This is a genomic window from Candidatus Chloroploca mongolica, assembly GCF_004762035.2.
GTDB lineage: Bacteria > Chloroflexota > Chloroflexia > Chloroflexales > Chloroflexaceae > Chloroploca > Chloroploca mongolica.
On record NZ_SIJK02000030.1, the window covers coordinates 52529 to 64874 of the forward strand.

Annotated in this window: 12 protein-coding genes; 9 read left to right on the forward strand and 3 right to left on the reverse strand. The window is 59.6% G+C overall.

Going from position 1 to position 12346, the window contains the following annotated elements; all coding sequences use genetic code 11:
- The 9 genes from EYB53_RS16135 to EYB53_RS16175 all read left to right on the forward strand — a co-directional run.
- Window positions 1-1534: discoidin domain-containing protein (locus EYB53_RS16135; RefSeq protein WP_167857441.1), on the forward strand; the 1534-nt coding region annotated here is incomplete at its 5' end.
- Window positions 1535-1685: 151 nt separating this feature from the next.
- Window positions 1686-2567, forward strand: a complete 882-nt coding sequence (gene pdxS, locus EYB53_RS16140; RefSeq protein WP_135479454.1) for a pyridoxal 5'-phosphate synthase lyase subunit PdxS — start codon at window positions 1686-1688, stop codon at window positions 2565-2567.
- Between the two features lie 28 nt (window positions 2568-2595).
- Window positions 2596-3168 (forward strand): pyridoxal 5'-phosphate synthase glutaminase subunit PdxT, encoded by a 573-nt coding sequence (gene pdxT / locus EYB53_RS16145; RefSeq protein WP_135479455.1) that lies wholly within the window; start codon window positions 2596-2598, stop codon window positions 3166-3168.
- A gap of 47 nt (window positions 3169-3215) precedes the next feature.
- Complete coding sequence (locus EYB53_RS16150; protein WP_135479456.1) at window positions 3216-4199, forward strand: hypothetical protein; 984 nt, start codon at window positions 3216-3218, stop codon at window positions 4197-4199.
- An 8-nt stretch (window positions 4200-4207) separates the two neighbouring features.
- Window positions 4208-5935, forward strand: a complete 1728-nt coding sequence (locus EYB53_RS16155; protein ID WP_135479457.1) for a R3H domain-containing nucleic acid-binding protein — start codon at window positions 4208-4210, stop codon at window positions 5933-5935.
- Window positions 5936-6123: 188 nt separating this feature from the next.
- The gene (tmk, locus tag EYB53_RS16160) at window positions 6124-6819 is read left to right on the forward strand and encodes a dTMP kinase (RefSeq protein WP_135479458.1); all 696 of its coding nucleotides are present in this window, start codon (window positions 6124-6126) and stop codon (window positions 6817-6819) included.
- Window positions 6816-7148, forward strand: coding sequence for a cyclic-di-AMP receptor (locus EYB53_RS16165; protein ID WP_135479459.1), 333 nt, complete (start codon window positions 6816-6818; stop codon window positions 7146-7148). Before tmk ends, EYB53_RS16165 begins: the two co-directional genes overlap by 4 nt.
- Window positions 7149-7676, forward strand: coding sequence for a zinc ribbon domain-containing protein (locus EYB53_RS16170; RefSeq protein ID WP_135479460.1), 528 nt, complete (start codon window positions 7149-7151; stop codon window positions 7674-7676). It abuts the gene before it with no gap.
- Complete coding sequence (locus EYB53_RS16175; RefSeq protein WP_135479461.1) at window positions 7673-8656, forward strand: P1 family peptidase; 984 nt, start codon at window positions 7673-7675, stop codon at window positions 8654-8656. Before EYB53_RS16170 ends, EYB53_RS16175 begins: the two co-directional genes overlap by 4 nt.
- Window positions 8657-8763: 107 nt before the next feature.
- Here EYB53_RS16175 and EYB53_RS16180 read toward each other — a convergent pair whose 3' ends face one another.
- The 3 genes from EYB53_RS16180 to EYB53_RS16190 form a co-directional block, all read right to left on the reverse strand.
- Window positions 8764-9411 (reverse strand): response regulator, encoded by a 648-nt coding sequence (locus tag EYB53_RS16180; protein ID WP_135479462.1) that lies wholly within the window; start codon window positions 9409-9411, stop codon window positions 8764-8766.
- A 95-nt stretch (window positions 9412-9506) separates the two neighbouring features.
- A complete protein-coding gene (locus EYB53_RS16185) occupies window positions 9507-11624 on the reverse strand; it encodes a histidine kinase (RefSeq protein ID WP_135479463.1) in 2118 nt (705 codons plus the stop codon).
- Window positions 11625-11640: 16 nt separating this feature from the next.
- On the reverse strand, window positions 11641-12033 hold the full coding sequence (locus EYB53_RS16190; RefSeq protein WP_167857442.1) for a hypothetical protein: 393 nt from the start codon (window positions 12031-12033) through the stop codon (window positions 11641-11643).
- Window positions 12034-12346: the final 313 nt, after the last annotated feature.

Below are 12346 nucleotides of genomic sequence, written 5' to 3' on the forward strand. Positions count from 1 at the left end.
GACGCCCACCCGCACCCCGACGCCAACCCGAACCCCGACGCCAACCCGCACCCCGACTGCAAGTCCCACCCCCACCGCGAGCCTCACAGAACTCGCCATCAGTCAGGTGGCGGTCTCGTCCACCTGGGCCGACTGGCGTGCCTCTTATCTCAATGACAATGCGCTGCACACCGCCTGGAGCAGTACCATTCATACCGAGCACCTGACGAGTAGTGAGTGGGTCGCGGTGGTGCTGGCGCAACCCACGCGGGTCGACCGCGTGCGCTTCACCCCGCGCGCCGGCCCTGACGATCGCTCGCTGGGCTTCCCGAAAGACTTTGTGGTACAGTATGCCACGACGGATGCCACCCACACGTGTGACCCCCGCGACCCGCGCTTTACTGACGTGGGCAACTGGAGGCCCCTGGTCACCCGCTTTGGCTATCCGCAACCGAGCAACCAACCGCTTGATTTCGCCTTTTCCCCACGCTCGCTCGGCTGTGTGCGCCTCTTCGGGGCCGAACTCAGTCAAGATGACTATGGCAATCGCTTTCTCCAACTCGCCGACGTGACCGTCTTGGACGGCCAACGTGCGTTGGCCCTCCGCGAAGCGGCGGCTTCGTCCACCTGGGCCGACTGGAGTGTCGCCCGTTTGCTTGATGGGAACCCCCACACTGCCTGGAGCAGTGGTATCCATACCGAGCACCTGGCAAGTAGCGAGTGGGCCGCTGTGGTGCTGACGCAACCGAATCAGGTTGACCGCGTGCGGCTCGTGCCTCGCGCAGGCCCTGACAACCTCTCACTCGGTTTCCCCAAAGACTTTGTGCTGCAGTATGCGGTGTCGGATGCGAACCACACCTGTGACCCTCGCGACCCACGTTTCACCGACGTGGGCAACTGGCGGCCCCTGGTCACGCGGTTCGGCTATCCCCAACCGAGCAACCAACCCATCGACTTCACCTTTGCCGCTCGGACGCTCGGCTGTGTCCGGCTCTTCGGGGCCGAGCTCAGTCAAGACGACTATGGCAATCGCTTTCTCCAACTCGCCGACGTGACCGTCTTGGACGGCCAACGCGCCCTCGCGCTGCGCGACGCCACCGCCTCGTCCACCTGGGCCGACTGGAGTCCCGGCCTGCTCCGTGATGGCAATCCCCAGACGGCCTGGAGCAGTGGCATCCATACCGAGCACCTGGCGAGCAGTGAGTGGGCCGCCGTGGTGCTGACCCAACCCACCCAGGTTGACCAGGTACGCCTGAGCCCGCGGGCCGGCCCTGACGATCGCTCGCTGGGCTTTCCCCAAGACTTCGTGCTGCAGTATGCCGTGACGGATGCGAACCACACCTGTGACCCGCGCGACCCACGTTTCACCGACGTCGGCAACTGGCGGCCCCTGGTCACGCGGTTTGGCTATCCCCAACCGAGCAATCAGCCCGTTGACTTCGCCATTGCCCCACGTGTGCTCGGCTGTGTCCGGCTCCTTGGCACCGAACTCAGTCAGGACGACTATGGCAACCGCTTTCTGCAACTCGCCGAGATTGACCTCCTTACCAGGTAACAGGCAAGCCAGGATTCGACCTATTTTTTGCCTCGCATTGCCCCACATGTTGGCTTATGGTAAAATATTCTATGCAACAAAGCATAGGCGTGACGAGTCAGCGCAAGAGTGTGCTGATAGTCCGCCCGAAATAAAGACAGAGGTGAGCTGAATGGAAAAGTCTACCTGGACGACCAAGGTAGGCCTGGCCCAGATGCTGAAGGGCGGCGTGATTATGGATGTGGTCACGCCTGAACAGGCGCGCATTGCCGAAGAGGCTGGTGCAGTTGCGGTGATGGCGCTCGAGCGCGTCCCCGCTGATATTCGTGCCCAGGGTGGCGTTGCGCGGATGAGTGCCCCCGAGTTGATCGTGGCGATCAAAGAGGCGGTTACTATTCCGGTGATGGCGAAGGCACGGATTGGGCATTTTGTTGAAGCACAAGTGCTCGAAGCGCTCGGGATTGATTATATTGATGAGAGCGAAGTGCTGACCCCCGCCGATGAAGAGCATCATATCAATAAGCATAAGTTCAATATCCCCTTTGTCTGCGGCTGCCGCAATATTGGTGAGGGGCTGCGGCGTGTGGCCGAGGGTGCCGCGATGCTGCGTACCAAGGGTGAAGCCGGTACCGGCAATGTTGTTGAAGCTGTGCGTCATGCTCGCGCCGTCTATGGCGAGATCCGTCGCTTGCAGAGTATGGGCGAAGATGAGCTCTTTGTCTATGCCAAAGAGATCCAGGCTCCCTATGAACTCGTGCGCCAGGTCGCTGAGATGGGCCGGATGCCGGTGGTTAATTTTGCCGCCGGTGGCATTGCAACCCCTGCTGATGCAGCCTTGATGATGCAACTCGGGGTTGATGGCGTCTTTGTTGGCTCGGGTATCTTCAAGAGTGGCAATCCGATGCAGCGGGCACGGGCAATTGTTGAGGCAACAACCCATTATAATGATCCCGAGATTATTGCGCATGTGAGCAAGGGCCTCGGTGAGGCGATGGTTGGGATCGAGATTAGCAAGATCCCTGCCGAGCAGTTGATGGCGCAGCGCGGGTGGTAGTCGCTTTGCAGAGGGTGGTGGGTTCTGTATGGCAGTAGGGGTTCTTGCCCTTCAGGGTGATTTTCGTGAACACGCTGCGGTGCTGCATCAGCTCGGTGCAGCACCGGTTGAGGTTCGCTTGCCTCGCCAACTTGCCGGAGTCAGTCATTTGATTATCCCCGGTGGCGAGAGTACAACCATTGGTCGGCTGCTCGATCGCTATGAGATGCTCGAGCCGATTCGGGCACGCGCTGGGCGCGATCTGGCGATCTGGGGGACGTGCGCCGGGACGATTTTGCTCGCCCGCCAGGTGCTTGATGTCAAAAAGGGGGGGCAGCCTACCCTTGCCGTGATGGATATTACGGTTCGTCGTAATGCCTACGGTAGCCAGCTTGATAGTTTTGAGACCCTTTTGCCGATACCTTTGCTCGGTGAGCCGCCTCTTCGCGGGATCTTTATTCGTGCACCTCAGATCGAGACGGTTGGCAAAGGGGTGGAGGTGCTCGCTCGTTTGGAAGAAGGTGCGATTGTCGCGGCTCGTCAGGGTCGCTTGCTGGCGACGACGTTTCATCCCGAATTGGCCGCTGATGATCGTGTGCATCGCTATTTTCTGGAGTTGTAGCTCGTGCGTGTTGCTCGCTACTCTACCTGCTCACGCTGTAGTATTCTATGATACGCTCAGTCGCGCCAGCCGATCTCTGGTCACTGAGGCGCAAGCCACGCCATCACGTGTTGCTCTTTACTGAACAGTTGCTTGCGCAGTCACATCGGCCTGCCTGGTTTGCCTTGCGTTGCATGCTTCAGGGCAATGGCCGTGACATGAGCACCGTTACCTATCAGGAACGGGGTGGCAATGCCGTGCTGCAGGCCAGTGGGCGCAGCGGACGCCCCGAGCAGGATATTGTTTATCTTGCGACGAATGGCCCTCGTATGGCCCGCCTGCCCAGTGATTACGAGCTCTGGTATCGCTTGCTCGAACGTATCTGTGTGCATGCAGGCTACCATCAGATCCAGCGCCTCTATGCGGCCCCGCCTGCTCACTTTGGTGAGTTGCGCGAAATCTTTCGCCAGATTGGCTTTCAGGCGTATGCCCACGCCACGATCCTTCAACTCTCGGGGCCTGATTGGAACCAGGGTACGAGCCTTGCCCCTATGCGCGTGCAGTCGCACCGTGATCACTGGGCGATCCATAAGCTCTATGGTGCGACGACGCCCCCGCCGGTGCAGCAGGCCGAGGTGCGCAATGCGCGGAATTGGGCGCTTGCGCAACGGTGGAGTAGCGTCCGCGTGCGGGCCTGGGTGCTTGGGCCTGATGATGATTTGGCGGCGTATCTGCGGATGGTCAGTGGCCCTGCGGCCCATGTCTTCAGCCTCTTGATTCGCCGTGATGCCCGCGATCTGGCGGTTGATGTGTTGCGTTTTGGGCTCGCGCAGTTGATTGATAATCGCCCGGTCTATCTCCTGCTGCGTGAGTACCAGGGCGAATTGCTTGTTCCCGTCGAAGGGCTTGGCTTTGAAGTGTTTGATGAGCAGACTTTGCTTGTGAAACATACCGTGATCCCTGTGCGGCGCCCGTTGCTTGTTCCGTCGTTGGAGCCTGGCCTTGAGGTACAGATGCCTGTGCCTCGCATTGCTGCACCCAGAGAGGACTGAAGATACTTATGTCACAGCACCACGAGGTGACGAACGATATTGACCTGTTGCTTGCGACGTTGCCACGCCATATTACCGAGGCGTTGTTGCAAAGTGAAGAGGCTTCCGCTGATCTGCTCGAGATAGTGATGGATCTTGGCCGCTTGCCCGAGGCTCGCTATCGCCAGAAGGAACTCTTTCTGAGCGACCGTGAGGTGACCCAGGAGGAGATTGATGCGGTTACTGCCCAGATCGGTACCTTTGGCGAAGATAATCGTGCCGGTATTCCGCGTACCCTCCATCGTATTTCGGCGATTCGTAATCGCCAGGATCGGGTGATTGGGCTTACCTGCCGCGTTGGACGCGCTGTGTTTGGGACGGTGGCGATTATTCGTGATCTGGTTGAAAGTGGTAAGAGCATTCTGTTGCTCGGTAAGCCCGGTACCGGTAAGACGACGTTGCTCCGCGAGACGGCTCGGGTGCTCGCCGATGAGTTCCGGAAGCGGGTTGTGATTGTTGATACCTCCAATGAGATCGCTGGCGATGGCGATATTCCTCATCCGGGGATCGGGCGCGCCCGACGGATGCAGGTGCCTAGCCCGGCGCGCCAGCACGGGGTGATGATTGAGGCGGTTGAAAATCATATGCCCGAGGTGATCGTCATTGATGAGATTGGTACCGAGCTTGAGGCGATGGCCGCTCGTACCATCGCTGAACGCGGTGTCCAGCTTGTTGGCACTGCCCACGGCAATACGCTCGATAACCTGATGGTCAACCCGACCCTCTCGGATCTCGTTGGTGGTATTCAGGCCGTGACCCTCGGCGACGATGAGGCCCGGCGACGCGGTACCCAGAAGACGGTGCTTGAGCGCAAGGCCCCCCCGACCTTCGATGTGCTTGTGGAGATCCAGAGCTGGGATCAGGTGACGGTGTATGATGATGTGGCTGCGGCTGTCGATGCGATTCTGCGCGGCGAAGATCCGCCCGCCGAGGCTCGCTCACGTGATGCCGATGGCGAAGTCAAGTCCGTTGCCGTGCGCCGTGAGGTGATCGATGCGCCAGCGCTTGGCCGACGAACTGGTATGCGTGAGCGTGGCGGAGAGCGTGGCAGTGAGCGTATGGGGGGCCGTGGGGGGCGAGGAGGCTTCGGTGAATTGATGGGTACCGCTGGCCCGCGCCTGCGTGAGCGTACCGGGGCCACACAGGGTATGCCTGGTGCCGTCAATAGCAATGCGGGAACCTCTGCGGCGAGCCAGATACCAACCCAGCGCATCTTTCCTTTTGGGGTCAGTCGGAATCGCCTCGAGAGCGCGATTGAACGTCTGCGGGTGCCGGCAGTGATTGTGCGTGATATGCACGATGCCACCCTGGTGATGACCCTCAAAAACTATTATCGCCAGAGTGCGCAACGCCTCCGGCAGGCTGAAGAACAGGGTGTGCCCGTCTATGTCTTGCGCAATAATACGATTACGCAGATGGAACGCCAACTGGCCCTCGTCTTCAATCTCCGCGATGGCGACTACGACGACACGGTGGGGGCTGGACGACGTGGTGATGAGAACAGTGTCGTTGAGGAAGCGTTACTTGAGGTCGAGCACGCGATTACCCAGGTGATGAATGGCGAAGAGATGATGGTGGAACTCGCACCGCGGAGTAGCTATATTCGCAAGCTGCAACACCAGATGGCTGATCGGTACAACTTGCGCTCGGAGAGCCGCGGCGAGGAAGCGAATCGACGGGTGAAGATCTTTCGCTGAGCCGCTGCTCGCGCGAAGGCGCGAAGGGTTCGCTCACCTACGCGAAAAACGTTGCGCCTTTGCGCCTTTGCGTCAAAACAACCACCTTCTTTGCAAGATGTTGGTCTTAGGTGGGTTTTGTTTCTTATTGCTCAGGCGTAGGGTATAATAGGGGCGAGGGTAAGCTTTGAGTCAGATGGTGCAGCAAGATGGGTGTCTTTATCACCTTTGAGGGGCCTGAAGGAAGCGGCAAGAGTACCCAGGCACGGTTGCTTTACGAGCGCCTCCAGGCGCAGGGCTATCCCGTGATCCTGACTCGTGAACCAGGTGGCACACGCATTGGTGAGATGATCCGTCGTATTTTGATTGATCTGCGCCATACCGAGATGGCCCCGACAACCGAGACGTTGCTCTTTTCGGCAGCACGGGCGCAGTTGGTCAGTGAGCTTATTCGGCCCTATTTGAAGACCGGTGGCATTGTCCTGTGCGACCGCTATGCTGACTCGACGTTTGCTTATCAGGGGTACGGCCTCGGGCGTGATCTCGAAGAGTTGCACCTGATTACGGGCGTTGCGACCGGTGGTTTGCTGCCCGATCTGACGTTGTATCTTGACCTTGATGTCGAAGCGGGGTTGCAACGCAAACGGATTGCCCGTGACCGTACGCTTGAAGTGGCGCATCCAGGCTCAACCTTTGCAACCCCGCCTGAGTGGAATCGTCTCGACGCCCGCGATCTGGCGTATCATCAGCGTGTGGCCGCTGGCTTTGCCGAGTTGATGCGCCGTGAACCGGCTCGCTGGCGCCGCCTTGATGCTGAACAGTCGCTTGAGCAACTTGCTGAACAGATTGCGGCTGAAGTTGAGCCGCTTGTCCAGGGTGTTGCGCGTCTGGAGTCATACGGATGAAGTTGATCCTTGCTATCATTCAACATCAGGATGCTTCGAATCTTGTTGATGCGTTGAACGAAGAGAGCTATCGGGTGACCCGCCTCAGTAGCCAGGGTGGTTTTTTGCGCGAAGGCAATGTGACGTTGATGCTCAGTGTTGAGGATGCTCGCCTTGATCACGTGATCGGGGTCGTGCGTGAGCATTGTTCTACCCGCACCCGCTATGTCTCGCCAATGCCACCCATTGCCGAGTCGGGTGAGTTCTATCCCCCTGCGCCGCTTGAGGTTCAGGTGGGTGGGGCGACTATTTTTGTGCTCAACGCTGAAGTAGATAGGCTGCAAGTATAGATGGAAGTTATTCAGGATTTTTTTGCGAATCTTGTGCCCCTGTTGCAGATTGGTGGGGTGGTGCTCGGCGCGTACCTCGCGCTCTTGTGGGCCGCGTCGGTGCTCTGGGCGTATCGTGATATTCGCCGCCGCAGCGATGATGTTTCCGTGCAGGTGCTCGCGGTGGCCCTTGTCTTGCTCTTGCCTTTTGGTGGCCTTGTGCTCCATCTTGTCCTCCGCCCTCCTCAGACGATCGCCGAGAAGTATGAACGGGAACTTGAACAAGAGTACCTGCGGCGTGATATTGAAGAGAAGTATGTCTGCCCCGAGTGCCAGCGCCCCGTTGAGCCCGATTTTATTCTGTGTCCCCATTGCCAGGCGCATCTCCGCCGTCGCTGCCCCGGCTGCGATCGGGTGGTTGATTTGACCTGGAGTGTCTGTCCCTATTGTACCTACGATGGTTCGACTGCAAGCTCGCGTGAGGCGGCGACCCTGGTTGGCCCTTCCTATCCTGTGCTTGCGCAGTCCGATGAGGTGCCGCGCCGATGATTACGGCTGTCGCTGGGTTGACGGTCGGCCATGCCCACGATCTTGAGGCGTTGACTGGGGTGACGGTCATCCTGACCCCCGCCGGGGCCGTCGGTGGGGTTGATGTGCGCGGCGGTGCCCCTGGTACCCGCGAAACGGATCTGCTGGTGCCCGAGGCAATGGTTGATCAGGTGCATGCCGTGGTCTTGTGCGGCGGCAGTGCCTTTGGCCTTGCGGCCGTCACCGGGGTGGTGCAGTGGCTCGCTGAACATGGCTATGGCTTCGAGACGGGCGTCGCTCGTGTGCCGATTGTGCCGGCTGCGGTGCTCTTTGATCTGGCGCTGGGACGCGCTGATCGTTTCCCTGACGCCGCCATGGGCTATGCTGCCTGTGTTGATGCAAGCACGCTCGTTGCCGAAGGTTGTGTCGGGGCGGGGGCCGGGGCGTCGGTCGGCAAAGCGCTTGGCATGACTGCAGCGATGAAGAGTGGCCTCGGCACCGCGAGCGAAATTCTCCCCGATGGCACGGTCGTCGGCGCACTCGTGGCAGTCAATGCCTATGGCGATGTCTGGCGCGATCCCGTGGCAAGCCATACGCCTGGTGGCTCGGTTCAGCTCGCCGGTGTACGTGATCGTGCCAATGGTGGTCTGCTCAGCACCATGGATCTGCTGCGTGATCCGCGCTTTCAACCTGCGTTTGGCAGCACGCAGCGGGACGCTCTTGGCAATACGACGCTTGCCGTCGTTGCGACTGATGCCCGCCTCAGCAAAGCCGAAGCACGCAAACTGGCGCAGATGGCCCAGGATGGCCTGGCGCGCACGATTCGCCCAATCCACACGCCTTTTGATGGCGATACCGTCTTTGCCCTGGCGACGGCGCAACGCCCGGCCCCACCAATGGTGATGCTGGGCAGCATTGCCGCCGATGTGCTCGCCTCTGCCGTCGAACGCGCGGTCTTGATGGCGCGTTCGGCCGGTGGGTTGCCGAGTGCTTCCCTCTAACCCGACTTAGCTCCCAGGAAATAAGACTGGTTACGTGACGCAAAGGTTTGATGGATCGATATACGCAGCTTTGCGCCTTTGCGCCTTTGCGTCAACATCATCTTGGCTTAGCTTCCAAGCCCGGCGTCGCGTGCTTTGACAATCGCCTGCGCACGGTCGCTGACTTGCAGTTTGTTGAGCATATTGCTCACATGGTTGCGGATCGTCTTGAGGCTCAGATGGAGGCGGTTGGCGATGGCTTCGTTGGTGTCGCCACGGGCAAGCAGCATCAGGATCTCACGCTCACGCTCGGTCAGTTCTGGGAAGATCGCGGCCAGGTTATTGGTGTGACTATGCTTGAAGTATTGGATCATGCGTTGGGCAATCGCAGGGCTGAAGATGGCCTCACCACAACTGACGGCGGTCACCGCACGGATCAGTTCGTCGTGGCGCGCATCCTTCAGCAAGTAGCCGCGTGCCCCAGCCCGCATCGCCGCAAAGACTGATTCGTCATCGTCGAACATTGTCACCATCAACACGGCAATATGCGGGCTTGTACGCAGAATCGTACGCGTTGCTTCAATCCCGTTCACCCCTGGCATTTTGATGTCCATCAAGATCAGATCGGGCTGCAGCGACGCCGCCAGGGTAATCGCCGCCTCGCCTGTGACGGCCTCACCGACCACTTCGGCATTGGGCATCAGCGCGAGCATGGCCCGCACACCTTCACGATAGAAGGTGTGATCATCGGCGATCAGAATGCGTAGGCTTTCCATAATGCTTTCCTCTTGTTCGATCTCTCGTTCATAAGCCGCCACTCCAGAACCTTTGCGCCTTTGCGCCTTTGCGTCAAAGTATCAGCAAACTTCGTTCACGGACGAAGTAGCGGCACGATGGCGTGGATCGCTGTGCCAGCGCCGGGCTGTGATGTGACGGTGAGTTTGCCCCCGATCTCTTCGGCTCGTTCGTGCATCGAGCGCAAGCCAACCCCGACTAGGCTGTTGGCGTGCATACCGCATCCATCGTCTTCAATGCTCAGATGGAGCCAGTGCGGTGGTTGTTGCAGGTGTTCGGTCGGTTCACTTACGACAAGGCTGATGCGAAGTGTACACGTTGTCGCCCCAGCATGACGGATTACGTTGGTGACGGCTTCGACGGCGATCCGGTAGAGGGTCGTTTCCACGGCAGCGGATAGGCTTGGGAGGCTGCTCGGAGCCTCGAAACAGAGGTTGACGTTCGTAGCGGCGATCCGCTCGGTCTCGATGCGGATCGCTTCGCTCATGCCGTATTGATCAAGAATGGGCGGGCGAAGGGTGTAGGCAAGACGGCGAATATCGGTGACCAGCACACGCACTTGATCCTCTAGTTCGCCGAGCAGTTGCTGGCTGCGTTCGGTGTCGTGCGGCATCAGGGTCGTTGCGAGGCCAATGCGTTGCGCCACGCTCGCCAGGGTTGGCCCGATGCCATCGTGCAGATCGCGCCGAATACGCCGCCGCTCTTCTTCGCGGGCGCTGATGATGCGCTCGCGTGAGCGCTGCAGATCACGGGTGAGTTGCAGGTTGTGCAGTGCGCTACCAGCCTGCCGGGCCAGATCGCTCAACAAGCGCAATTCGTCAGTGCGAAAGCTCTGCTCTCCTGAACGTGGCGCGACAATAAGCTGGCCAAGCACCTGACCGTGGTGAATCATCGCAAAGTATTGCCTTGCCGGGAAGTTGTCGTTTGCTTCATCGCTTGCTGCGAGCCGATAGGCGGCCAGGATTTCGTCGGGCGACCCATCGGGGCGCTGCTGGGCAATCGCAACATAGGGCAGTTTGAGGGTCGTCGCTACCGTTCTGACAATCGTTGTCAGCATCGCTTCTGGCTCCAGGGTCTGTTCAAGTTGCTGGCCCAGGCTTGTCAAGACTTTGTAGGGTTCGTGGCGCGCGCCGTAGATCAAGCGATCGACCTGATTCTGCAACCAGTGACGCAACGGCTGGAAGAGCACCGCAATAATGCCCGTGGCAACCAGCGAAAAGAGCAGACTCCCTTCGTCATGAAAAACAGTGCTGAGAATCGTGACAATACCGATGTAGGTTGCAATCACAAAAAGCGTCAGGGTTCCATGCACCAGGGCTCGATTGACGATAATTTCGAGATCAAAGAGGCGATAGCGTAAAATCGCTACGGCCAAACAGAGCGGTAGCAACGCCATGCCGAGCGCCTGAAGCGCGGGACGTCCGACCCAGTAGGCCTCGCCAAGCAGGCTGATGCCGAGGCCAAAATGGATGACTTGCAACCCGTAATAGCCAATGCCTCCCAGCACCGCTGCGATCAAGCCCGCAGCGACCCACCAGGTCTGACGACGCTGAATGGGATCATCAATACGCAGATAGCGCAGCGTCAGCGCGATGATGCCGGTACTAAACCAGCCAACGCCAACGAGCAGCGATGCCACGGGGGTTGCGCGCCAGGTTGGTCCATAAATCGTATTGAAGGGCAGATCAGGTCGAAGCAACCAGGCAACATTGGCCCCAATCCAGATAACAGCCAAGGGGCGGGTCCACTGTGGCACAAAACGGCCGTCAGGAAAGACATAGAGCAGGATCAACGCAAAGATCATCTCGAGCGAGCGCAGCACCAGCACGGGCCAGTGCCAGATGTGGGCACTCGTGCTATGCTCAGGCAGAATAAGCGCATTGGTGAGACTTGTTTCGACGGCCCCGAGCAAGATCAGGGTCATGGCGAGCACGAGCGCCATTGGTTCCTGCGGTCGCTTCCAGGTGACCAGCAGCGCAGTCACAAAAAAGACCAGGGCAAGCCCGATCTCCAGCGCAAGGATTGCGCCCATCGAGGGCGCAATCCAGGGACTAGCGGTTAGCTCGTTGCGCCGCGCAGGGATCCCCGCGAGCGTTAGGCTGATCGCAAGCGGAACAACGCCCAGCCAGCCCGCCCAGGCCATTGCCAGGCTAAGCGATCTCCCCTGTAGCGCTGTGATGTTCCGACTGTGCATGCATGTTCCAACATGATTAGGCTAGTTGAGTTTGTTGGCTGCGAAAAGCTTGCCGCGAGGCTGGGAGAAGCAGAAGAATGATGATGACCAGGCTGCTGACAACTCCGATCAGCGCTGCAACCTGTAATTCTCGGGTTGGGGCAGCCGTCAGACCTGGCGCAGCACTAAGGAGACCGATACTCATCAAGACGATAGTCAAAATCATGGCCCAGCGCCGCATCGTCCAAAGGCCATAACTTGCCACGATGCTGAGCAGGCCAATCACATAGGCCAAGAAGATGACTACCGGCGGGATAATCTCGGCAGCTCCTGGCAGACCACCGAGGACAAAGGTCAGCAAGTCGCGCAACTGGGTGTAGATCAGCAGCGTGATGGCGGCAACCAGGGTCCAAGGACGAGCAGTAGACATACAGATGCTCCTTTCAAGCGAGAGAACTGGCTTTGTCTTTGACGTGGTGGTGATAGAAGCCAGTTTAGCTTGTCGTCTTCCCGCCGGCGAGGGGCACGCGTCCCGACCAAGCGGGAACTTGGGCCGACGCACAGGGCACCCGCAAGGGGTGCCCGTACACCGGGCCCGGCCCCCGCCGGGTTGCGCCGGGGCCGCGCACACCACCACGACGGCCCCCGGCCCTGTAGGGGCACCCCGGCCCTGTAGGGGCACCCCTTGCGGGTGCCCTGGTGTTGCCGGGTGCCCTGGTGTTGCCGGGTGCCCTGGTGTTGCC

Bases quoted from the DNA above. Each gene is read 5' to 3' on its own strand.
- EYB53_RS16190 (WP_167857442.1), bottom strand. From the start codon at position 12,033: ATGTCTACTGCTCGTCCTTGGACCCTGGTTGCCGCCATCACGCTGCTG.
- pdxS (WP_135479454.1), top strand. From the start codon at position 1,686: ATGGAAAAGTCTACCTGGACGACCAAGGTAGGCCTGGCCCAGATGCTG.
- EYB53_RS16150 (WP_135479456.1), top strand. From the start codon at position 3,216: ATGATACGCTCAGTCGCGCCAGCCGATCTCTGGTCACTGAGGCGCAAG.
- pdxT (WP_135479455.1), top strand. From the start codon at position 2,596: ATGGCAGTAGGGGTTCTTGCCCTTCAGGGTGATTTTCGTGAACACGCT.
- tmk (WP_135479458.1), top strand. From the start codon at position 6,124: ATGGGTGTCTTTATCACCTTTGAGGGGCCTGAAGGAAGCGGCAAGAGT.
- EYB53_RS16185 (WP_135479463.1), bottom strand. From the start codon at position 11,624: ATGCACAGTCGGAACATCACAGCGCTACAGGGGAGATCGCTTAGCCTG.
- EYB53_RS16180 (WP_135479462.1), bottom strand. From the start codon at position 9,411: ATGGAAAGCCTACGCATTCTGATCGCCGATGATCACACCTTCTATCGT.
- EYB53_RS16170 (WP_135479460.1), top strand. From the start codon at position 7,149: ATGGAAGTTATTCAGGATTTTTTTGCGAATCTTGTGCCCCTGTTGCAG.
- EYB53_RS16155 (WP_135479457.1), top strand. From the start codon at position 4,208: ATGTCACAGCACCACGAGGTGACGAACGATATTGACCTGTTGCTTGCG.
- EYB53_RS16175 (WP_135479461.1), top strand. From the start codon at position 7,673: ATGATTACGGCTGTCGCTGGGTTGACGGTCGGCCATGCCCACGATCTT.
- EYB53_RS16165 (WP_135479459.1), top strand. From the start codon at position 6,816: ATGAAGTTGATCCTTGCTATCATTCAACATCAGGATGCTTCGAATCTT.